The 22,638-nt window shown below is 62.8% G+C and carries 21 protein-coding genes and 1 tRNA gene; 8 read left to right on the top strand and 14 right to left on the bottom strand.

All coding sequences use genetic code 11. The features are described 5' to 3' along the window. Positions 1–323: 323 nt before the first annotated feature. Positions 324–560 (top strand): KfrB domain-containing protein, encoded by a 237-nt coding sequence (locus tag AC07P1_RS29530; RefSeq protein WP_494699192.1) that lies wholly within the window; start codon positions 324–326, stop codon positions 558–560. Positions 561–931: 371 nt separating this feature from the next. Beyond that, entirely contained in the window at positions 932–1,408 is a 477-nt protein-coding gene (locus tag AC07P1_RS29525) for a hypothetical protein (protein ID WP_494699185.1), read from the top strand. 6 nt (positions 1,409–1,414) lie between these two features. Here AC07P1_RS29525 and AC07P1_RS29520 read toward each other — a convergent pair whose 3' ends face one another. From AC07P1_RS29520 to AC07P1_RS29500, 5 genes are all read right to left on the bottom strand, one after another. Continuing rightward, positions 1,415–2,017, bottom strand: a complete 603-nt coding sequence (locus AC07P1_RS29520; protein WP_494699184.1) for a hypothetical protein — start codon at positions 2,015–2,017, stop codon at positions 1,415–1,417. 219 nt (positions 2,018–2,236) lie between these two features. Beyond that, positions 2,237–2,311: transfer RNA gene (locus tag AC07P1_RS29515), tRNA-Val, on the bottom strand. 87 nt (positions 2,312–2,398) lie between these two features. Then, positions 2,399–3,109 carry a DNA polymerase III subunit epsilon gene (gene dnaQ / locus AC07P1_RS29510; protein ID WP_494699183.1) on the bottom strand — a complete coding sequence of 237 codons (711 nt, stop codon included), beginning with the start codon at positions 3,107–3,109 and terminating at the stop codon, positions 2,399–2,401. Between the two features lie 64 nt (positions 3,110–3,173). Further along, complete coding sequence (gene rnhA, locus AC07P1_RS29505) at positions 3,174–3,614, bottom strand: ribonuclease HI (protein WP_494699182.1); 441 nt, start codon at positions 3,612–3,614, stop codon at positions 3,174–3,176. Between the two features lie 4 nt (positions 3,615–3,618). Next, a complete protein-coding gene (locus AC07P1_RS29500) occupies positions 3,619–4,437 on the bottom strand; it encodes a class I SAM-dependent methyltransferase (protein ID WP_494699181.1) in 819 nt (272 codons plus the stop codon). A gap of 20 nt (positions 4,438–4,457) precedes the next feature. Between AC07P1_RS29500 and gloB the strand changes: the two genes are divergently transcribed. Continuing rightward, entirely contained in the window at positions 4,458–5,264 is an 807-nt protein-coding gene (gloB, locus tag AC07P1_RS29495) for a hydroxyacylglutathione hydrolase (protein ID WP_494699180.1), read from the top strand. 55 nt (positions 5,265–5,319) lie between these two features. Here the strand turns inward: gloB and aceB are convergent, their stop codons facing one another. Then, a complete protein-coding gene (gene aceB / locus AC07P1_RS29490; protein WP_494699179.1) occupies positions 5,320–6,918 on the bottom strand; it encodes a malate synthase A in 1,599 nt (532 codons plus the stop codon). A gap of 203 nt (positions 6,919–7,121) precedes the next feature. Between aceB and AC07P1_RS29485 the strand changes: the two genes are divergently transcribed. After that, positions 7,122–8,036, top strand: a complete 915-nt coding sequence (locus AC07P1_RS29485) for a LysR family transcriptional regulator (RefSeq protein WP_494699178.1) — start codon at positions 7,122–7,124, stop codon at positions 8,034–8,036. Positions 8,037–8,122: 86 nt separating this feature from the next. Here the strand turns inward: AC07P1_RS29485 and AC07P1_RS29480 are convergent, their stop codons facing one another. From AC07P1_RS29480 to AC07P1_RS29465, 4 genes are all read right to left on the bottom strand, one after another. Continuing rightward, positions 8,123–8,326 (bottom strand): cold-shock protein, encoded by a 204-nt coding sequence (locus tag AC07P1_RS29480; protein WP_008448165.1) that lies wholly within the window; start codon positions 8,324–8,326, stop codon positions 8,123–8,125. 290 nt (positions 8,327–8,616) lie between these two features. Next, positions 8,617–8,979 (bottom strand): Hpt domain-containing protein, encoded by a 363-nt coding sequence (locus AC07P1_RS29475; RefSeq protein ID WP_494699177.1) that lies wholly within the window; start codon positions 8,977–8,979, stop codon positions 8,617–8,619. 7 nt (positions 8,980–8,986) lie between these two features. Then, positions 8,987–9,637: a uracil phosphoribosyltransferase gene (upp, locus tag AC07P1_RS29470; protein ID WP_494699176.1), complete on the bottom strand. Its 651-nt coding sequence runs from the start codon at positions 9,635–9,637 to the stop codon at positions 8,987–8,989. Positions 9,638–9,685: 48 nt separating this feature from the next. Further along, positions 9,686–11,401 carry an isovaleryl-CoA dehydrogenase gene (locus tag AC07P1_RS29465; RefSeq protein ID WP_494699175.1) on the bottom strand — a complete coding sequence of 572 codons (1,716 nt, stop codon included), beginning with the start codon at positions 11,399–11,401 and terminating at the stop codon, positions 9,686–9,688. A 383-nt stretch (positions 11,402–11,784) separates the two neighbouring features. On the opposite strand from AC07P1_RS29465, the gene AC07P1_RS29460 reads away from it, so the two are divergent. Then, complete coding sequence (locus AC07P1_RS29460; RefSeq protein WP_494699191.1) at positions 11,785–13,461, top strand: putative bifunctional diguanylate cyclase/phosphodiesterase; 1,677 nt, start codon at positions 11,785–11,787, stop codon at positions 13,459–13,461. Beyond that, complete coding sequence (locus tag AC07P1_RS29455; protein ID WP_494699174.1) at positions 13,458–14,954, top strand: HDOD domain-containing protein; 1,497 nt, start codon at positions 13,458–13,460, stop codon at positions 14,952–14,954. Before AC07P1_RS29460 ends, AC07P1_RS29455 begins: the two co-directional genes overlap by 4 nt. 30 nt (positions 14,955–14,984) lie before the next feature. Here the strand turns inward: AC07P1_RS29455 and aroC are convergent, their stop codons facing one another. Further along, positions 14,985–16,082 (bottom strand): chorismate synthase, encoded by a 1,098-nt coding sequence (aroC, locus tag AC07P1_RS29450; RefSeq protein ID WP_494699173.1) that lies wholly within the window; start codon positions 16,080–16,082, stop codon positions 14,985–14,987. Between the two features lie 289 nt (positions 16,083–16,371). Between aroC and AC07P1_RS29445 the strand changes: the two genes are divergently transcribed. Beyond that, positions 16,372–18,639: an EAL domain-containing response regulator gene (locus AC07P1_RS29445; RefSeq protein ID WP_494699172.1), complete on the top strand. Its 2,268-nt coding sequence runs from the start codon at positions 16,372–16,374 to the stop codon at positions 18,637–18,639. Positions 18,640–18,809: 170 nt separating this feature from the next. Here the strand turns inward: AC07P1_RS29445 and AC07P1_RS29440 are convergent, their stop codons facing one another. The 3 genes from AC07P1_RS29440 to AC07P1_RS29430 form a co-directional block, all read right to left on the bottom strand. Next, positions 18,810–19,268 (bottom strand): CBS domain-containing protein, encoded by a 459-nt coding sequence (locus tag AC07P1_RS29440; RefSeq protein WP_090319407.1) that lies wholly within the window; start codon positions 19,266–19,268, stop codon positions 18,810–18,812. 116 nt (positions 19,269–19,384) lie between these two features. Next, entirely contained in the window at positions 19,385–20,512 is a 1,128-nt protein-coding gene (locus tag AC07P1_RS29435; protein WP_494699171.1) for an HAF repeat-containing protein, read from the bottom strand. A gap of 61 nt (positions 20,513–20,573) precedes the next feature. Next, complete coding sequence (locus AC07P1_RS29430; RefSeq protein ID WP_494699170.1) at positions 20,574–21,950, bottom strand: YihY family inner membrane protein; 1,377 nt, start codon at positions 21,948–21,950, stop codon at positions 20,574–20,576. 65 nt (positions 21,951–22,015) lie between these two features. On the opposite strand from AC07P1_RS29430, the gene wrbA reads away from it, so the two are divergent. Continuing rightward, the gene (wrbA, locus tag AC07P1_RS29425; RefSeq protein WP_494699169.1) at positions 22,016–22,627 is read left to right on the top strand and encodes an NAD(P)H:quinone oxidoreductase; all 612 of its coding nucleotides are present in this window, start codon (positions 22,016–22,018) and stop codon (positions 22,625–22,627) included. Positions 22,628–22,638: the final 11 nt, after the last annotated feature.

Here is a 22,638-nt window from a genome sequence, read left to right as displayed (position 1 = left end):
GCATCACACCAAAACAGAAGCTTGCCCTGGCCGCTTAACCTCTACTTTTAGCGCGCTCTAAAAATGGGGGGATTACCCTTCTACATGCTGAGCCCTTTATATTTCGTCACCTGCAAAACTTGCGTGACCAGCTATCAAATCCCTCCAAGAATTTTTTGCATCAGTTCGATGCAATCGAGACATTGCACTACAGTCCTAGTCTAGAGCATGCGATACAGATCACGGGAAAATATCTTCATGGTCTACAAGAGAAATCGAACCAATCGCTCCATGCAATTTGTGCGGTCATCGAGCGCGCTGGGCATGCACATTTGCGACCCGACGTGCAACGCGGCGAATACACCGGTAGGCTCCTCTTCACAAGTTCGCACCACATTGCTCAACTTGAGGCTACAGGGACAGTTGTAGTTCACGAGCGCCACCGCATTGCAAACGGAGAATTACCTCCCGACGGCAACGGTTCTGAAGTCAAGATTCGCTACGTCCGCGGGCAAGGCGATTTGCGCCGGCTAGCCAACCGTCGCACTCTCCGTTCGGCTCAACGAAAGAACAAACCCTAAGAATCAACAACCGTTTCGTACTAAGCGCCAGTCAACCTCAATCCCATCGTGACCGTTCGCGAACGGCGCGATTTTCGTCAGCAAGCGCGAGTCACGCGAATATACCGACGAGCTGAGCGCGCTGCTGCTGGACCGGCCCATCGCGCCGATCGCGGCCGACGGCGCCTATGTGCGCCTCTACATCGACAGGTACCAAGCCGCTCCTTACAAATCGTCACCGCAGTGGCGCAAAGCGCATTGAGGCCGCAGGTGCTCATACCGGCGCAGTTGCCGACAGGTGCCGATCTGGTCGCTCACGTCCCCGCCCAGGCACCGCTTACTGACAGACCAACGCATTGCTCGCATGAACTGCTAGCGTGGCTACGAATGTCATGAATTGCATTTTTGTGGCCGACTTCAAAAGTTCGGGGCCACTCAGTTTTGACATCCATGCCGCCAATTTGATTTACGCGCGGCCATTCCCGCAGGCTAGGGCGGCGGAGAGGTTTTCCCATCAAGATGGAAAAGGTAACCCACATACGCGTAGCAATATGGACCCGCTAGTTTACAAGGATGCGCTGGAAGGCGATTCGGGAATTTCCGAGGATGGAGGCGCGACCAAGAGCGAGCACGTGGTGACGATCGAACCGGGAAAGCGCCTGATTCTACGCCTGCGCCTGGCCGCACCTGTTGATTGCTCACAGTTCAAGAGGCCCTATGAACTCAAGCATGTCTACATCAAAGTCAAGCCGATACACCAGAACCTTCGAACACCGGAATATCTATTCATCGGCCCTTGGAAATTTAGCGAAAGCGAGTTGCATGACTCGCCCTGCGTGGGAAGCCGACCGCTGCCCACGGATCGATGACGTTGATCATGGGGTGCGGGCGAAGATCCGAATCCTCGGTGCTTGGTTCGCCACAATGTCGTACTCGCCGGTGAAGCTCACGTAATCGGAGACCTGCAGCATGTCGTTGATATCATCCATTTCGTATTGGTCCTCCGGCTGGTGCTCACCATCGACCACCGTGACCAAGCGCACGTCGACGTCGCCCAGCGTCGGCTTTCCCGACACATAGCTTCCGAACACGTCGAGGCTCTCGACGAACACCCGCGCGCCAAGCCTAGCATTGACTGCTATGGCCGCGGCGATCAGATCCTCGACAATCTTCTCCGCGTCGGCGCGTGAGATGCGCGGCAGGCCTTTGTCATGCGCGAGGCCCATGCCCTTGGGCAACGGCGTCAGGCGTGAGCCATCCAAATATTCGCCGCTGATCAGCTCCGCTAACAGAAGCTTGGCCTTTTCATGGCCGCATTTGAAATGCCGCTCAATAAACGCGCTGTCCAAAATTTTTCGATGGCGCACAAAGGCCCCATCGACGAACTCACTCTTTGATTCAATGCCGATGAACTTCCGCAAAAGCTCCTGCACTTGGCCTGTGTCGAATTCTGAAAATGAGACGGTTGAGAGATCCATGCGCGTCCTTTCGAGTGATGGTTGGGCGCCGCGCTCCCTCGAAACCAATCTGTTCGCGAACCTGTCAACACTTTATTTTCAACTTGACGTAAAAACAAAAAAACCGGCCTCGGCCGGTTTAATCATGGTGCAGCGAATTTCGCATTGCCCCAAATCTGCCCCAAATTTCCCATAAGCCTCATCAATATGATGTAAGCCTTTGAAAACTGAAGATATTCTTGGTGGGAAGTGCAAGTTTCGAACTTGCGACCCCTGCAGTGTGAATGCAGTGCTCTACCCCTGAGCTAACCTCCCGAAGCGGGGCGAATTATCGCATACATCCCCGGGGAAATGGAAGGGCCGGCGTGAAAATTATGCATTCGGCCCGACTATCCATCCCGGTCAGGCGGCCGGCGCCAGGCTGGCGGTCCAGATGCACTGCCCCTTGACGGCCTTGTCGAGGCCCGCCAGGGTCGCCTGGTGGGCGGCGATTTCCTCGTCAGACGCCGGCAGGAAGATGATGTCGGCCAGCGGCACCGGTTCGAGCAAGGCGCCGCCGACGACGACCTCCTCCTCCACATCCATGCCCAGACTGTTCTGCCCGCGCGTCATCGACAGGTAGACGTCGGCCAGCAGCTCGGCATCGAGCAACGCGCCGTGCAGCTTGCGGTGCGAGTTCGACACGCCGTAGCGGTCGCACAGCGCGTCGAGCGAGTTGCGCTTGCCCGGGTGGAGTTCCTTGGCGTGCACCAGCGTGTCGATCACGCCGCCGATGTGGGTCGAGAAGTCCGGCAGCTTGAGCAGACGGAATTCGTGGTTCAGGAACCCCAGGTCGAACGGCGCGTTGTGGATGATGACTTCGGCACCCTGGATGTATTCGCGCAGCTGGTCGACGATCTCGTGGAATTTCGGCTTGTCGCGCAAGAACTCGGTGGTCAGGCCGTGGACGTTGAGCGCGCCCTCTTCCGATTCGCGTTCCGGATTGATGTAGACGTGGAAGTTATTCCCGGTCAGCATGCGGTTGTGCAGTTCGACGCAGCCGATCTCGATGATGCGGTTGCCCAACTTGGGGTTGATACCGGTGGTTTCGGTATCGAGAACGATTTGGCGCATAAGTACTCTGTGGTTGCTACGGTCAGGCGGAGAAGTATAACAGGCGGCTCATCGGCTTCGCGGCCTAGCGGCCCCGGGCCACTTCGACGCCGCGGTTGGCCAGCATGTCGGCGCGCTCGTTGCCCGGGTGGCCGTTGTGGCCGCGCACCCAGCGCCATTCGACCGTGTGCAGGGTTTGCGCGGCGTCCAGCGCCCTCCACAAGTCCTCGTTCTTGACCGGCTCCTTGGCGGCGGTCTTCCAGCCGCGCGCCTTCCAGCCGTGTATCCATTCGCTGATGCCTTTTTGAACATACTGACTGTCGGTGTGCAGCACCACCGTGCACGGGCGCTTGAGCGCGCTCAACGCTTCGATCACCGCCTGCAATTCCATGCGGTTGTTGGTGGTGTCGCGCGCGCCACCGCAGATTTCCTTCTCGGCGCCGTCGGCCACCAGCAACGCGCCCCAGCCGCCCAGGCCAGGGTTGCCCTTGCACGCGCCGTCGGTAAAAATTTCCACCTTATCCATACTGCTATTCCCGCCTTTTGTTTGTTGCAGGGACGACCACCTGGGCCGTCGCCGATTTTTTGGTCCAAGCCGGACCGATCAGATGCATGCCCTTGACCCGCTTGATCGCTTGCACGATATAGACGCCGCCGAAGAACGGCCACCAGCGCGGCCCGGCATTATCCATGAATGCGTAGCGATGCAGCCATTTTTCTGTGCGGCAGGCCGGCGCGTAGCAGCCGAAATGACTTTGACTGGCGCTCATGTTCAATAATTTTAACCAGTCTTTCATGCGCGGCATAGTAATCAACTCCTCGGTGCGCGGCAGGAACGAGGTGCCGCCGACGCGCCGCATCACATGGCGCGCGCCCCACAGGCTGGCCGGATTGAAGCCGCAGATGATGACCTGGCCTTCCGGGATCAGCACGCGCTCGACCTCGCGCAGCACCTGGTGCGGGTCGGTGGAAAATTCGAGCACGTGCGGCAGCACCACCAAATCCATGCTTTGCGACGCGAACGGCAACTCGGTGTAGTCGAGCGTGAGCGCAACCGGACGCGGCGGCGGTGCCGGTTCGATCACCGGTCCGCCGTGCGCCGGCGCGACCTGCTGCTGCGGCGCGGCAGGCGGCCGGACCTTGCGGTCGGCCAGCCATTTGTACGGCATGCGGTTGGCCGCGAGCGCATCGATTTGAGGCATGCCGATCTGCACCGCGTTGAATCCGAAGATATCGGCTGTTAAATTATCGAGACATGTTTGTTCCCACGCACGCAAGTACACGCCTGCGGGCGTTTGCAGCCAGCCTTCCAGCGCTATAATGGATTGCTCCGATCCCGCTTTATCCATGTTTAGCCTTTTGCGATCCAATGACCATATCTTCTAACCAAGCTCTCTGTGTTCTGACGGTTCCAGCATTCCACGACAATTACCTGTGGCTGATACATGATGGTGTCCATGCCGCCGTAGTCGACCCGGGCGACGCCAAGCCGATACTGGCGGCGCTCAAAGCAAACGGACTCAAGCTCACCGCCATTCTACTCACCCATCACCACGCTGACCACATCGGCGGCGTTCCCGAATTATTACAGCATTATCAGGTTCCCGTTTTCGGCCCGCGCAACGAGACCATCGCCGCCGTCACCTTGCCGGTCGGCGAAGGCAAGCAGTTCGACGTGCCGGGCCTGGCGCTGCGCCTGTCCGTGCTCGACGTGCCCGGCCACACGATGGGCCACATCGCCTACGTGCGCGAACCGTCCGCCGACGAGCCGACCTGGCTGTTCTGCGGCGACACCTTGTTCGCGGGCGGCTGCGGACGCCTGTTCGAGGGCACGCCGGCTCAGATGATCAGCTCACTCGGAAAACTCGCCGCGCTACCGGATGATACCAAGGTGTACTGCGCCCACGAATATACGCTGTCCAACCTGCGCTTTGCGCGCGTGGTGGACCCGGACAATGTGGCGCTGCGGGAGCGTGTAAAAGTGGAGACCGACAAGCGGGAGCACAATCTGCCGACGGTGCCGAGCACGATCGGCGTCGAGAGGGCGACCAATCCCTTCCTGCGCTACCGGGAACCGGCCATCGCGGAACAACTGGTCAAAGCCGGACGACTCGATCGTATCGATACGGCGCTGGCCACCTTCACCGCGCTGCGCTTGTGGAAAAATGATTTTTGATGTGAAAACCGGCGGATAAACCTCATCCGCCGGCCTTGGTTCTTAAAACCTAGCTTTAAATCTCTTCATACAACGGCAGGGTCAGGAACTCCGCGAACTCCGTCGACGTCGACATCTGTTCGAAGATCTGGCCGGCGCGCACATAGGTCGGACCGTCGCCGCCGGGCGCGTCACGCTGCACCTTGGCCAATTCCTCCGGGATCATCGCCCGCACCATGTCGGCCGTCACTTTGCGGCCGTCGTCCAGCACCCCTTTGTCGGACCGGATCCACTGCCACACCTGCGAGCGGCTGATTTCGGCCGTGGCCGCGTCTTCCATCAGATTGTGGATCGGCACGCAACCGTTGCCGGCCAGCCAGCTGCCCAGATAATGGATGCCGACGTTGATGTTGTAACGCAGGCCCGCCTCGGTGATCGGCGCTTCCGGCTTGAAGTCCAGCAGTTGTGCGGCGCTGACGTCGATGTCCGGACGTTGCTTGTCGATCTGATTCGGTTTATCGCCCAGCACCTTGGTGAATTCGGTCATCGCCAGTTCGACCAGGCCCGGGTGGGCGACCCAGCCGCCGTCGTAACCGTCGGTGGCGTCACGCGCCTTGTCGTTGCGCACGCCGCCCATGGCCACCTCGTTCTTTTCCGGATCGTTCTTGATCGGGATCAGCGCGGCCATGCCGCCGATGGCCGGCGCGTTGCGTTTGTGGCAGGTTTTGAGCAACAGCAACGCATAAGCGCGCATGAACGGCGCCGTCATCGTCACCTTGGCGCGGTCGGCCAGGCAGAAATCCTTGTCCAGCTTGAACTTCTTGATGCACGAGAAGATGTAATCCCAGCGGCCGGCGTTCAGGCCCGAGCTGTGCTCGCGCAGCTCGTACAGGATCTCGTCCATCTCAAACGCGGCCAGGATGGTCTCGATCAACACGGTGGCCTTGATCGTGCCCTGCGGCAGGCCCAGCTCGTTCTGCGTCATCACGAAGATGTCGTTCCACAGCCGCGCTTCCAAATGCGATTCCATCTTCGGCAGATAGAAGTATGGGCCGGCGCCGCGCGCCAGCTGTTCCTTGGCGTTGTGGAACATGAACAGCGCGAAGTCGAAGATGCCGCCGGAGATGCGCTTGCCGTCGACCAGCACATGTTTTTCATCCAGGTGCCAGCCGCGCGGACGCACGACCAGCGTGGCGATCTTGTCGTTGAGCTTGTAGGACTTGCCGTTCTGCTCGAGCGCGATGGTGCGGCGCACGGCGTCGAACATGTTGATCTGGCCGGTGATCTGGTTGTCCCAGTTCGGCGTGTTGGAATCCTCGAAGTCGGTCATGTAGCTGTCGGCGCCCGAGTTGAAGGCGTTGATGACCATTTTGCGCTCGACCGGACCGGTGATCTCGACGCGGCGGCATTCCAGCGCTTTCGGAATCGGCGCGATTTTCCAGTCGCCGGCGCGAATGTGCGCGGTCTCGGGCAGGAAGTCCGGACGCTCGCCCGCGTCAAGGCGCTTGGCGCGCTCGACCCGCACGGCCAGCAGCTGTTGGCGGCGCGCCTCGAACTCGCGCGTCAGCTTGACCACCAGCGACAGCGCCTCGGCGGTGAGGATGTTTTCGTAGCCGGGCTTGATCTCGCCGGTGATTTGCATGCCTGCCGGCAAAGTGATGGTGGACTGCGTCATGGGATAGGTCTCCGTAAGAAAATATTAACTTCCATACCAAATTATAAGCACTGATGATGCGGATGCGCGCCTGAATCTTTTAGTGTGGCTGCTCGGTTACGCGGCGTTCTGTTTTACAGTATATTCACTGATAAGTTATGCAAACGAGACTAAAAATCACTTCATCTATGCGTTTTTATCACAAGTGAGAGGCATGCCGCTTCATGGGCCAGTTCAGACAAATATCCACCTTCGTTGAAGTCGTCGCCAGGGGCAGCCTGTCGGCCGCCGCCCGGGCCGAGGGCATCGCGCCGGCCATGATCGGACGCCGCCTGGACGCGCTGGAAAGCCGCCTTGGCGTCAAGCTGTTGCAGCGGACCACGCGCAAGCTGGCGCTGACGGACGAAGGCGCGGCCTTCCTGGAGGATTGCCAGCGCATCCTGGCGGAACTGGAGGAAGCCGAGTCGGCGGTGGCCGAACGCAGCGCGCACGCCACGGGCCATCTGATGATCTCGGCACCGGCAGGTTTCGGCCGCCAGCACGTAGCGCCGCTGCTGCCCTCCTTCCTCAGCGAGCACCGCGACGTCACAGCCACGTTGAACATGAGCGACCGCGTGGTCGACATCGTCGGCGAAGGCATCGACGTGGCGATTCGCATCGCCAGCCTGGCCGATTCCAACCTGGTGAGCGTCAAGCTGGCCGACAACGAGCGCGTGGTGGTCGCCGCGCCCTCCTACCTCAAGCGCTACGGCGAGCCGAAGACCTTGGCCGACCTGGCCAAGCACAATTGCCTGGCCATCAGCAGCGAAGGCAGCCAGCGCGGCTGGACCTTCCGCGACAACGGCAAGAACGTGGTGCTGAAGGTGAACGGCAACATGGGCTGCAACGACGGCCAGGTGCTGCACGACTGGGCGCTGGCCGGCAAGGGGCTGGCGTGGCGTTCGATGTGGGAGGTGGGCAGCGAGATCGAGGCGGGCAAGCTGCAGACGGTGCTCGATCAACACGCGGCGCCGGGCAACGATATCTACGCGGTGTTCGCGCAGCGCCGGCATTTGCCGTTGCGGATACGCGCGTTCGTCGACTTCCTGCGGCATACCTATGCGCAGGGGGATTACTGGCGCAAATCAGGAAAGCAATAATTCTGATAAAACTGCAACAACAAAAACGCGGACGAAAAAAAATCCTCGGGTACCGAGGATTTCTTTATTTCGTTTGATTCAGCGTATTACAGAGGCTGAATGTTCGAAGCTTGCTTGCCCTTAGGACCAGCAGTCACTTCAAAAGAAACACGTTGGTTCTCTTGCAGCGACTTGAAGCCTGCCGACTGAATCGCCGAGAAGTGAGCGAACAGATCTTCGCCGCCTTCGTCAGGGGTGATAAAGCCGAAGCCCTTCGAATCATTGAACCATTTTACGATACCAGTTGCCATTACAATTCCTATTTCAGTTAAGTTGGGCTTGCGCCCGTGATATCGTTTGAGGCAAGAAAGAAATGACAGACTAACTGCACTACTCTTGAATCTAAACGATCCCGCATTATACCCATTTACGAGAGAAAAGCACGTGTTCACGAAAATAAATGCAAACCGTCGCTTTTTTTGGTAGAAAAACCGAGTTGTTCGGGGTTCCCGCCGGTACTTCCTTCCCTCTCCGTGAGTGGTGTAACTGTCACTATAGACAAGTAAATGATAACTGGTTTGATTTACATCAAGCGCACGCCTCAACCGAAAACTGTTGCGTGCGGGTCACGCGCGGCCCAGCGCAGCAGTTTTTCCACCTCGGGCGGCACCGCTTCCCAGCCGGAACCGGAGGCCATCGCCTCGCGCAGCATGTGCTCGATGCGGCGCGCCTCCTGGCCCAAGGTGCCGAAGCCGAAGGTGCCGGCCGATCCGGCCACACCGTGCAGCAGCGCGTGCAACTGATGCATCGCCGCTTCGGTTGGCGCTCCCCCGCCCCCGCCTTCCGCGACACAGACGGCCAGCGCCGACGCGATCTTTTCCATCGTCACCGGCACGGTCGCGGCGAACTTTTCGTTCAGCGCCGCCAGGCGCGCGCGGAAATCGGGATCGACTGGAGTGGCCATGACGTTATTACTTGGTGCCGAAGATGCGATCGCCGGCATCGCCCAGGCCAGGCACGATGTAGGCGTGCTCGTTCAGGTGCGAATCGAGCGAGGCGCAGTAGATCTTCACGCCCGGGTGCGACTTCTGGAATACCTCGACGCCTTCCGGCGCGGCCACCAGCGCCAGGAAGATAATCTGCTCGTCGGTCACGCCGCGCGATTTGAGCACGTCCACCGCGTGCACCGCCGAATTGCCGGTGGCGACCATCGGGTCGCACAGGATGAAGGTGCGCTCGGCCAGATCCGGCAGACGCACCAGATACTCCACCGGCTGATGGGTGTCGGGGTCGCGGAACACGCCGATGTGGCCCACGCGCGCCGATGGCACGAGGTTCAGCAGGCCGTCGCTCATGCCGATGCCGGCGCGCAGGATCGGCACGATCGCCAGTTTTTTTCCGGCGATGACGGGTGCGTCGATGGTCATCAGCGGGGTTTCGATGGTGCGGGTGGTCAGCGGCAGGTCGCGGGTGATCTCGTAACCCATCAGCAGCGTGATTTCCTTGAGCAGTTCGCGGAAGGTACGGGTCGACGTATCCTTCTCGCGCATATGACTCAGTTTGTGTTGGATCAGCGGATGGTCGGTGATGAACAGATTGGGGAAGCGCGGATCTTGTTTCATTGTTTGCTCTTTTTAGACGGGTTATCGTGTCATGATCGCGCCATTATACTAGGCAAGCACGAGCGCCCGGCCAAGAATCGCCTCGCAATCCACGCCCGCCGGCAGCCGTCCGAACGCTCCTCCGGGCTCGCGCGCCAGCCGCGAGGCGACGAACGCCGACGACACATACAACGGCGCGTGGCGCAGCAGCAGGCCCGCCTGCACCGCCAACACCACGCGCTCGGCCAACAGCCGCGCGCCGAATTCGTCGGCCTGCGGCTGGCCCAGGTCCGCGAGCAGCGCCTGGGTGTAACGCACATAGTCGCCCAGTCCCGGGATTTCCCCGGCGCCCTCGCCGGCGCCGGCCAGCTCCAGCTCCGCCGCCAGCGCCTCGCGCGCGGCCGGTGTCTTGCCGAAGGCCCGCAACAGGTCCAGGCACATCACGTTGCCGGAGCCCTCCCAGATCGAATTGACCGGCAGCTCACGGTACAGGCGCGCCAGCGGCCCGTCCTCCACATACCCGCTGCCGCCGATGACCTCCATCGCCTCGGCGCCGAAGGCCGGACCACGCTTGCAGATCCAGTACTTGCCGGCCGGCGTCAGGATGCGCGCCAGCAGCTGCTGCGCCGGATCGCCGCCCTGGTCGACGCAGCGCGCCAGCCGCATCGCGAAGGCGGTGGCGGCCTCCGATTCGAGCGCCAGGTCGGCCAGCACGTTGCGCATCAACGGCTGTTCGGACAGCGGCCGGCCGAACGCGGAGCGGCCGCGCGCGTGGTGCAGCGCGTGCGTCAGCGCCGCCCGCATCGCGCCGGCGCTACCGAGCACGCAGTCGAGCCGCGTGTGGCCGCCCATCTCCAGTATCGTCGGGATGCCGCGTCCCGGCTTGCCGATCAACCAGCCGTGGGCGCCGGTGAACTCGACTTCCGACGAGGCGTTGGAGCGGTTGCCCACCTTGTCCTTCAGCCGCTGCACGCGGATCTGGTTGCGGCTGCCGTCCGGCAGATAGCGCGGCAGGAAAAAGCATGACAGCCCGGCGCTGCCGCCATCGTCGGTTTGCGCCAGGATCAGGTGCGCATCGCTTTGCGGCGCCGAGAAAAACCATTTGTGGCCGACGATGCGGTACACATCGACGCCCTCGTCGCCGTACCTCGCCTTCGCATCGGCCGGCGACAGCGGCTCGGCGCGGGTGGTGTTGGAGCGCACGTCGGAGCCGCCCTGCTTTTCCGTCATGCCCATGCCGACGATGGCGCCGCGCTTTTGCTCGACCGGCAAGGAGCGCGGGTCGTATTCCATCGACAGGATCTTCGGCAGCCATTTGGCGGCGAGCGCCGGCGCCTGGCGCAGCGCGGGCACGCACGCATAGGTCATCGTCACCGGGCATTGCGATCCGTTCTCCACCTGGCCGAACATCAAATACTTCGCCGCCCGCGCCACCTGCGCGCCGTCGCCGCCCAGCCAGGGGGAAGCGTGGGCGCCGTTCTCTATTAATAGCGTCATCAGGCCATGCCAGGCCGGATGGAACTCCACCTCGTCGATACGATTGCCGGCGCGGTCGAAGTTGTGCAAGGTCGGCGGATACCGGTTGGCCAGGCGCGCCAGGTCCAGCGTTTCGGCGCGGCCCAGTTGCCCGCCCAGCGCCTGCAGCGCATCGGCATGCGCGCCACCGCCCTCGCGCATCAGCGCCTCCCGCAACGCGGGGTCCGCCGTAAACAGGTTGAAATTCTCCAGCGGCGCGACGCTGTTGCGCACCTGATGGGTATCGAAAGGGGTGTCGAAATCGTTCACGGCAGGCTCCTCCCGGGCGGTGCCGGGGCTGAATTGACAAGCCAGACTAGCGCAAACAAAAGTGCCAGGCAAGCGCACGCACCGTCACCGCGTCCGGGCGCCGCGCAGCGGCGAAACGCGCCCGCGCCGGCCATACCTTCCGCCTGACAGCATATTTTTAGAGGTTTCTCAATAGAAATGAGTAAAACTCGACGGAATGTTGTCTGTTTTCATGTAAATCCAAACTCATCAGTGATACATTTCGTTCTGGTTTTGCAAGATAAAAGCAACCCAATTGTTACATGAACAACTTGAAAGTGTAGAACCACGCGATGCACCCCACTCATCCATCACAGCCCGGGCGCGACGAGCGCAACGAATCGGACCACTACGCGGGCCACCTAATGGAGGAGGCTGGCGATGTCGTTTTCCGTCTCGACGCGCTCGGCGAGATCGCCTTCGCCAGCCGCCGCGCGACCGCGCTGCTGGCCCGTTCGGACGCGCTCACCGGCGGCACGCTGACCAAGCTGATATGCGAAGCCGACCAGGCGCCGCTGGCGGCCGCCCTGGCCGAAGCGACCGAAGCGCGCACCACGCGCCTGGTCGAAGTGCGCTTCAAAACCCCGGACGCGGAGGTCTGGCACGAGTTGCGGATCTCCTGCCACGTCAACCGGCAAAACGAGGTCGCCGGACTATTTGTCGTCGGACGCGACATGTCGATCCAGCACGCCACCGAGGAACGCCTGCGCCACATGGCCACGCACGACGCGCTGACCGAGCTGCCCAACCGCCTGCTGCTGTCGGACCGCATGCGCATGGTCATCGCCAACGCCCGCCGCTCCGGCCAGGGTTTCGCCGTCGCCACCATCGGCCTCGATGGCTTCAAGAAGGTCAACGACGGCCTGGGACACCCGATCGGCGACGCGCTGCTGCGCATGGCCGCCGCCCGCCTGCGCAAAACGCTGCGCGACAGCGACACCCTGGCGCGCGTCGGCGGCGACGAATTCGTCGCCATCCTGCCCGGCACCGCCACCGAAGCGCAGATCAAGCTGGTCACCGGCCGCCTGATCGCCACCTTGCAGTCGCCGTTCGAGATCGACAGCCACACGATCTATGTCGGCGCCTCGGTCGGCGTGGCCGTCTATCCGACCCACGCCGAGGACGAGGTGCGCCTGGTCGCCCTGGCCGATGCGGCCATGTCGCGCGCCAAGGAAACCGGCAAGGCGCGCTGCGTGGTCTACAGCCCCGCCGAAGCCGGCCCGCCGGCGCACGACATCTCGCTCGAGGCGGCGATGTTCCAGGCGGTGCGCGAGGGCGAGTTCCTGCTCTACTACCAGCCCATCGTGGACGCCAAAACCCGCGAGATCCAGGGCTTCGAAACGCTGATGCGCTGGAAGCATCCGACCCTGGGCATGGTGCCGCCGGCCCGCTTCATCCCCATCGCCGAGACCAACGGCTTGATCAACCTGCTGGGCGCCTGGGCGCTCAAGGCCGCGTGCGTGCAGCTCAAACAGTTCGAGGAGGTGGCCAAACGGCCCCTCTACATCTCTGTTAATATTAGCCCCCGGCAATTCCGTAATGATAAGTTTCTCGACGTGCTCGACGACGCCATCGCGTTCTCGGGCCTACTTGGTGAGCAATTGGTGTTAGAAATCACAGAAGGCACATTGATGATCGATCCGGTCCACGCCGAATCGATCCTGTCCAAAATGGCGGAGCGCAAGGCCCGCATCGCCATCGACGATTTCGGCACCGGCTACTCCTCGCTCGCCTACCTCAAACGCTTCCCGATTTCCGTGCTCAAGATCGACCGCGCGTTTATCCGCGACCTGCCCGAATCGCAAAAGGACGGCGCCATCTGCAACGCCGTGCTCGACCTGGCCAAGCACCTGGACTTGTCGGTGGTGGCCGAGGGTGTCGAAACCGAAGAACAGCTGCACTTCCTCGAGCGGCGCGGCTGCCAGTACATCCAGGGCTACCTGACCGGCAAGCCGATGGCCGCCAACGTCGCCCTGGCCGCGCTCAGGGAAAGCATCCACGTCAAGATGGTGCCGGCCGAACTGCGTCAGGTGGCGCAATGACGGACAGCTTCAAAGCCAGCACGCCGTTGGGCGACAAAACGCTGGCCGAGCTGTGGGACTGCACCCGCCGCCGCGGCGACATGCCCGGCTTCGCCAAGGCCATCACGGCCATCCTGAGCGCCATGCGCGGCGAGGACGAACAGGAATTCAACATGACGCGCACCGTGCTGTCCGATCCGGTGCTCACGCAAAAGGTGCTGCGGCTCGCCAACAGCGGCATGTACTCGGCCTTCGGCCAGCACGTCAACACCGTCTCGAAAGCGGTGCTGGTGCTGGGCACCGAGGCGATCGGCCATCTGGCGCTCGGCCTGAAGCTGATCGAGGAACTGGCCGGCACGTCCAACGACGCCACCATCGCCCACATCGAAATGGAAAAGGCCGTGCTGGCGGGGATCGTCGCCCAGCAAATCGCCTACACGGCCGAAAGCCAGCATGGCGAGGCGGCCGTGGTGTGCTCGATGCTGCACACCCTGGGCCGCATGATGATGACCTTCTATATGCCGCAGCGCTGGAACGAGCTGCAGCACCTGGCCGACCAGGATGGCCGCGCCATCGACGACGTCGCGCCTGAAATGCTGGGCCTGAGCATGGAGGAGATCGGCCACGCCGCCGCCCTGCACTGGGGGCTGCCGGCCAGCCTGGTCAAGGGCATGCGCAAACTGGCGCCGACCGCGGACGGCGCCGAAGTCAGCGCCTCCGACTGGATCGCCGGCCTGTCGACGATGTCGGCCTTGTGCGCCGAATCGCTGTGGCACGACGACCCGGCCGGCGCGGCCATCGTCAAGCAGCTGACCGAAAGCTACTCGGTGATGCTGGGCGTGGAGCCGGCCAATCTGATGCACGCCATCGAGCAGGCCAAGGTGGTGGCGGCGAACGACCTGACCATCGCCCCGCTGTCGCGGCCCGCCGAGCGGCGCGCCAAGGCGCTGGCCAAGACGCGCCAGCGCGCGGCCGGCAACAAGATCCTGCTCAGCGGCCTGGCCGACATGCGCGACATGCTCGACACGGCCAGCCCGGGCCAGATGGTGCAGATCGCGCTGGAAACCGTCTACAAGGGATTGGATTTTTCGCGCGCGGTGGCGTTCGTCCGCAACCGCAAGGAGAGCCACTATTCGGCCAAGATCTCCTTCGGCGAAGGCACCAAAGAGCTGCTGGCGGCGCTGACGTTCGACGACGCCTACGAACCGAACGTGTTCCACGCCGCCCTCAATAGCGACCGCGTGATCTTCATCGAAAACGCGCGCGACGCCAAGTTCGCCGCCAAGCTGCCGCTGTGGTGGAAAAGTTCGCTGGCCGAGGCGCGCAGCTTTGTGATCCTGCCGTTGTCGGCCAACGGCCAGCCGGCCGGCTTCCTGTACGGCGACTGGGACGACTCCTTCCCGCCGATCCAGCTAAGCCAGACCGAATTCTCGCTGCTCAACGACATGCGCACGCTCGTGGTGCGCGCGGTGGAACGCCGGCACGCGCAGGAAATCGTCAGCAGCCGCGTGTAAGCGGGCCGGCCATGGCGCCGGCCGCTTCGCTTACAGCGTGATATCCGGAGTCGATACCTTGACGTCGCCGCATTGGGCGCGGTGCATCAGCGCGTGGTCGATCAGCACCAGGGCCAGCATGGCCTCGGCGATCGGCGTGGCGCGGATGCCCACGCACGGATCGTGGCGCCCGAACGTCTCGACCACGACCGGGTTGCCGTCCTTGTCGATGGAGTCGCGCGGCGAACGAATGGACGAGGTCGGTTTGATCGCGATCGACACGGTGATGTCCTGGCCGGTCGAAATGCCGCCCAGCACGCCGCCGGCGTTGTTGCCGATGAAGCCCTGCGGCGTCAACGAATCGCCATGCTCGGTGCCCTTTTGCGCCACCGACTTGAAGCCGGCGCCGATTTCCACACCCTTGACGGCGTTGATGCCCATCATCGCGTAGGCGATGTCGGCGTCGAGCTTGTCGTAGATCGGCTGGCCCAGGCCCACCGGCACGTTGCGCGCGATAACGTCGATGCGCGCGCCGATCGAGTCGCCGGCCTTGCGCAGCTCGTCCATCGCCGCCTCCATGCGGGCGATCAGGCCGGCGTCGCCGCTGGCGGCGAAGAACGGGTTGTCGTGCACGTGCGACCAGTCCTGGAACGGCACCGGAATGTCGCCCAGCTGGCTCATGCAGCCGAGGAATTCGGTGCCGTATTGCTGCTTGAGCCACTTCTTGGCCACGGCCGCAGCGCCCACCACCGGCGCCGTCAGGCGCGCCGACGACCGGCCGCCGCCGCGCGGATCGCGCACGCCGTACTTATGCCAATAGGTGTAGTCCGCGTGGCCGGGACGGAAACTGTCGACGATATTGCCGTAATCCTTGCTGCGCTGGTCCTCGTTGCGGATCAGCAGCGCGATCGGCGTGCCGGTCGTCACGCCCTGGTACACGCCGGACAGGATCTCGACCGTGTCGGGCTCCTTGCGCTGGGTGACGTGGCGCGACGTGCCAGGCTTGCGGCGGTCCAGTTCCGGCTGGATATCGGCTTCCGACAAAGGCAAACCCGGTGGGCATCCATCGATCACGCAGCCGATCGCCGGGCCGTGCGACTCACCAAAAGTAGTAACAGAAAACAATTTGCCAAATGTATTGCCGGACATAGGAAGAGAATCTTCGGAAAAAGGTGGAAAGTTCCTCATTCTACCAGCCCCCCGCCGCTCGCGGCCGGCCACGACAATAATTTGCATAAAAACAAGTATTGCTTGATACTATGCCCGTTGAGAACCTTGGCAAAATATTATCCAGTTGTGACAAGTAACAGACAACTATGCGGCAAGTTGCATTCAGGTACGTAACCTTACGTCCAAAGCTCGGGAAATCCGCGTTCTTTTTGACATTCCGCTATATACTTGATTACAAGAACACCGAGAAATCCTGGAGAAGCTACACATGCCCCCACCGATCACGCCACTTGAGCCTTCAGCGGCCAAGGATGATCAAGACGATCTGGTATTCTTGGAAGAACATCCGGCGGCGCCCGCTTCCTCGCGCGCGCGCAACGTATGGCGCGTCATGATCATCGACGATGACGAGGACGTCCACTCGACCACCACCTTCGCGCTCGGCAACCTCGACATGCAGCACCGGCCGCTCGAATTCGTGCACGCGTATTCGGCCAGCCAGGCGCGCGAAATGCTCCAACACGAGCCGGAGATCGCCGTCATCCTGCTGGACGTCGTCATGGAACAGGACGACGCCGGCCTGCACCTGGTGCGCTACATCCGCGAGACCCTCAAGCTGGCCGACGTGCGCATCATCCTGCGCACCGGGCAGCCCGGCTACGCACCCGAGATCGACGCCATCCGCGATTTCGACATCAACGATTACAAGACCAAGTCCGAGCTCACCCGCATCAAGCTGTTCACGACGGTGACCTCGGCGATCCGCTCGTACGAGCAGATCCGCAAGATCAGCGACAGCCGACGCGGCCTGACCCAGATCGTCCAGGGCAGCACCGAACTGATGAGCCTGCACGGCGTGAAGAATTTCGCCGCCGGCGTGCTGGCGCAGATCGGCGCGCTGCTGTGCCAGGACGACAGCGGCGTGCTGTGCGTGAAGGAATGCCCGGACGAGAGCTGCCACGAGCTGGTGGTCATGGCCACGTCGGGCGCCTACGGCCACCTCGACAACACCATCCTGACGGCCGACAAGGACCCGCGCGCGCACGAGGCCATGGAACTGGCGCTGCTGGAGCGCCGCAACGTCTACCGCCCCGATTCGGTCACGCTGTATTTCGCCGGCAAGGCCAGCCGCGACTTCGTCGCCCACATCGACGTCCGCCGCCAGCCCGGCGAGATCAACGAGCGGCTGCTGGACGTCTTCTGCAGCAACGTCGCCGTCGGCCTCGACAATGTCGAACTGGTCTCGCACCTGCACAACGCCGCCTTTTACGACCAGCTGTCCAAGCTGCCCAACCGCACCCGCCTGGTCGAGATCCTCGACGCCACCCTCGCCGGCCCGTCGCGCGAGGCGTCCACGCTGTCGCTGGTCGACCTCGACCACTTCGCCGAGACCAACGACGCGCTCGGCCACCAGTTCGGCGACCTGCTGCTGGTCGCCGTCGCCGGCCGGCTGCAGTTCGAGCTGGGCGGCCAGTTGACGGTGGCGCGCATCGGCGGCGACATCTTCTGCCTGGTGGGCGACTCGGCGCAAGTCAATCCGGGCAAGATCCTGGCGCTGTTCCAGCCCCCGTTCAGCATCGACGGCCAGGACGTGCAACTGTCGGCCACCCTGGGCCTGGTGCGGTTGTCGGAGCACGAAGGCAGCGGCGCCGACGCCCTGAAGGACGCCGACATCGCCCTCAAGCGCGCCAAATCGCAGCAGCGCGCCGGCCACTTCTACTTCTCGCGCAGCATGGGCGTCGAGATCCGCGAGCGGGTGCGCATGATGCACGCGCTGCGCACCGCCTTCGGCCAGAACCAGCTGTTCGTCGTCTACCAGCCGCAGATCGACCTGGCCACACGGCGGCCGGTGGGCGCCGAGGCGCTGCTGCGCTGGCAAACGCCGGACGGCAAGTTCATCTCGCCGGACCGCTTCATCCCGATCGCCGAATACTCCGGCCTGATCATCGATTTGGGCGAATGGGTCATGCGCACCGCCTGCCGCGAGCTGGTCGACCTGCGCAAGGCCGGGCACCACGACTTCATGATGTCGATCAACGTCTCGCAGGTGCAGTTCCGCCATCCGCACTTCCTCGAGATGCTGCGCAAGGCGCTGGAGGACACGCAGGCGCCGCCGCAATACATCGAACTGGAGATCACCGAGTCGATGGCCATGGAAGAGCCGGACATGCTGATCAAAATGCTGGGCCAGATCAAGCAAACGGGCGTCAGCATCGCCATCGACGATTTCGGCACCGGCTTCTCGTCGCTGTCGTATTTACAGCGGCTACAGATCGACCGTTTGAAGATCGACCGCGCCTTCGTCACCGAGATCACCGGTTCCGCGCGCGGCAGCAGCATCGCCGAGATGGTGATCCAGCTGGGGCGCAACCTCGGCCTGTCGGTCATCGCCGAAGGCGTCGAGGACGAGCGCCAGGCGCAGATCCTGCAGGCGCTGGGCTGCCCGCTGGCGCAAGGCTTCCTGTTCGCGCGCCCGATGACGGCCGCCGCCCTCGACGGCTGGCTCAGCAACGACGCCCTCGAAGGCGCCGCCTAAAAGCAACTCCGGGGTCAGGTCCACCATTTCTACACGGGCTGGTCCCTGGAGCCCGATTCGCGCCCTGCACTGCCGCGTTCGTGTAGCAATGGTGACCTGACCCCGGATCTATAAATGCAAAAAAACGCCATGGGCGCGGGCCAATGGCGTTTTTTTGTGCGCGTCGTTTTTTAGTCCGGGTGCTGATCCGCCGTCTCGGCCGGCCAGTCGCGGATATACGCCTTGAGCATGCGGTTCTCGAAGCTTTGCGCCTCCAGCACCGCGCGCGCGACGTCGTAGAACGAGATCACGCCGAGGATGGTCTTGGCGTTCATCACCGGCAGATAGCGCGCGTGCTTTTCCAGCATGATGCGGCGCACTTCGTTGACCTCGGTGTCCGGGGTCACGGTGATCGGATGGTCGTCCATGTGCTTGCGCACCGTGCCGCCGCCGACCGTGCCGGCGTTGTCGTGCAACGCCCGCAGCACTTCGCGGAACGTCAGCATGCCGACCAGATCGCCGAACTCCATGACGACCAGCGAGCCGATGTCCTTTTCAGCCATGGTGTTGGCGGCGTCCGCCAAGGGCTGGTCAGGAGAGATGGTATAAAGGATGCTACCTTTTACCTGAAGAATTTCGGAGACTTTCATTTTGGCCGTCCTGTCCGCTGAGATATAGGCTGTGTGAATGGGGTTTGTAGTTGTTCTAGCCTTATAGCGAATGTAGCCTATGCCCGGCAAAAAATCCAGCGCTGCGGATAAGCAAATCACAACATTCTTGTGCTTATGTTGCCCGGGTGTGATTCAGCGCGCAGTGCGATGCCCCGATATCGGCGCCGATACAGCACGATGCCGAAGGCCGCCGTGATCACCACCGCGCCCACAGTCAGCAGATCCCGGCCGCCGTGCGTGGTCACCGCCGGCTGGCTCGAACGCATCGTCGCTGCCTCGAAGCGCTTGGCCGAGTACTTGGCGCCGATCACCAGTTCCTCGGCATTGATGCTGTTGACCAGATACAGGCCGTAGCCGCCCGGATGCACCGTCATCTTGCCGTCGCGGTAGACGAAGGCACGCCGCTCGTCGCCGATGCGCACGCTGCCCACCACGTGTCCGGCGGCGTTGACGGCGGTGGCGAAACTGTTGCCGTAGCCGATCAGCGCCCCGAGGTCGACCATCTTCGCGCCGTCATGCATGAAGGCGTGCCAGCGGCGGTCCGCCGTCTCCGACGCGCCAACCACGATGCCGTTGTCGCTGATCGCCGTGGCGCTGCTGGAGCGCCCGCCCAAGGTGCCCAGGTTGGTCATGCCGGCGCCGGGCCGGTACAGGAAGGCGCGCCGGTAGCCGTCGCCCAGCGCCGCCGTGCCGACGATGTCGCCGTGGCTGTTGATGCCGGCCGCGTAGCTGATCTTGCCGCCCAGCGTACCCAGGTCGGTCAGCGGGCCGTCGCCGTTGGTGGCGAAAGCGCGGAAGTAGCCGTCGCTGGTGTCGGCATAGCCGACCACCTGGCCGCTGCGGTTGATGCCCATGCCGTAGCTGCTGCCGCCGCCCAGTGTGCCCAGGTCGCGCATGCCCAGGCCCGCGCGGCGGATGAAGGCGCGCCAGCGGCCGTCGCTGTCCTGGGCCGTACCGACGACGTCGCCGCCGGCGTTGATACCGCGCGTGAAGGCGCTGTCGCCGCCCAGGGTACCCAGTTCGATCAGGCGCTTGTCCCACAACACGGCGCGCTGGCGGCCATCCTCTTCCTCGATGATGCCGGCCACCTGGCCCGCCGAATTGATATCGACCGCGATGCTCGATTCGTCCGCGCGCTCGCCCAGGCCGGGCGGATGCAAACGCTGCGCCGACGCCATCGCGGCGCATCCCAACAAAACAACCGCCGCCGACATTTTCAACATGACGCGTCTCCAGTTTTTTGAATGTTATCTATATAGCATTCAAAAAATGAAAGCTCAAGAACTATCGACAGTCCGGCGTTCCGAAATGCTCGGCCAGGGTTTTACCCAGTCCGGTTTCGACGGCGTTTTCCACCTCGCGCGCCAAGCTGGCCGCCTCGCGCGCGGCCTGCAGATCGCGCGCGTCGTCGCCAACGGCCACCACGCCCGAATTGACCGCCATGCCACCGAAAACAAACAGGCGATAGACCTCGGCCAGGGTCAGTTTCTCGACGTTGGCCAGCAGCACCCAATGGTCGGAACCGTCGCTGACACGCTTGCCCCATTGAACCCGTGGCGGCGCCTCCACCTTGACCCGCCCCACCCAGCCCTCGGCCATCATTTTTTCCAGCAGATTGTCCATCTCGTCGAAGCCGAGGCGGGTGCGCAGGCGGATCGCGCCTGCGCCCACCAGCGCCGTATCGCCGCATTTACAGGCCACGTAAAGCACCTTGATGATCGCCATGGCGTCGACAAACTCGCCGCCTGGCTGGGCCTCGTGCCACCAGCGCTCATACTTCACCACCGGCAGCGCGGCCACCAGCAGCGCGCCGATCAGGGTAATCACCCACGACACGTAGACCCACAGCAGGAACAGCGGCAGCGCCGCCAAGGCGCCGTAAATCTTCGAATAAGTCGGGAACTGGGTGATGAAGATGGCGAAGCCGCGCTTGGCCAGTTCGAACGCCAGGCCGGCCACCAGCCCGCCCCAGGCCGCATCCTGCCAGTCGACATCGCGGTTCGGCACCGCCAGGTACAGCAAGGTGAAGCCGGCCGTGGTCAGCGCCAGCGACGCCACCGTGTAGATGATCGCGCCGAGCACCGGCACCCGTCCGAACAAATCGACGGTGGCCATGAACACCTGCGACGACAACGTCAGCGACACGCCGATCAGCAGCGGCCCAAGCGTGATGATGGCCCAGTAGACCAGGATGCGGCGCGTCCAGCTGCGCTCCCCGCGCACGCGCCAGATGCGGTTGAACACGCGCTCGATCAGGTTCATCATCGCGATCGACGTCACGATCAGCGCCACCGCGCCCACCGCCGACAGCCGCGTGGCCTTGGAGGCGAACATCGTCAGATAATTGAGGATGGTCGTCGATATCGACTTCGGCATCACGCTCTGGACGAAATACGCCTCCAGCGACATGCGGAAGGTGTTAAACAGCGGGAAGGTGGTGAAGATCGCCAACGCGATCGTCAGCAGCGGCACCAGCGCGAACACGGTGGTGAAAGTGAGGCTGCCGGCCACCTGCGGCAGGCTTTCCTCGCGCAAGCGACGGTGGGCGAACAGCACCAGGTCGCGCACCTCCGGCCAGGACAGCGAGCGCATGGTCTCGACGCCGTTGCGGCAGGTGCGGAATACATAAAGCAGAATCGGGTGTATATATTTTGCGTACATGAGCGATAATCAGATTACAAGACTGGCAGTGTTGCCCCCAGTGAAAGCGCCCTATAATACCGCCGATGAACCAACCTAATCTGATTATTCTTGTATTGTTTTATTCGCGCCATGGCGCGACGCGCAAATTGGCGGAGCTGATCGCGCAGGGCGTCGAAAGCGTGTCCGGTTGCGACGCGCGCCTGCGCACCGTGCCCGCCGTATCGACGGTGGCCGAGGCCACCGAGGCGGACGTGCCGGCCGAGGGCGCGCCCTACGTCGAGTTGGACGATCTGCGGGAATGCGCGGGCCTGGCCGTGGGCTCGCCCACCCGCTTCGGCAATATGGCGGCGGCGATGAAGTATTTTTGGGACGGCACCGCCACCGAGTGGCTGGCCGGGACCCTGGCGGGCAAGCCGGCGTGCGTGTTCACCTCCACCGGCAGCCTGCACGGCGGCCAGGAATCGACTTTGCTGTCGATGATGATACCCTTGTTCCATCACGGCCTGATGGTGATGGGACTGCCCTACACCAATCCGGAGTTGATGACCACCTCCAGCGGCGGCACGCCCTACGGCGCCAGCCACTGGTCGGGCCTCGATGGTAAAAAGACCATCACGGAAGACGAGAAACGCCTGGCGCTCGCGCTGGGCCGGCGCCTGGCCGAAACGGCCGTGAAGCTGCGCGCCGCCACCTGATTTCAAGATAC

This window comes from Duganella sp. GW821-FHT07F09 (genome assembly GCF_059418705.1).
Note: the sequence above shows the minus strand (reverse complement) of the source record. Positions and strands in the feature narration are given on the sequence as shown.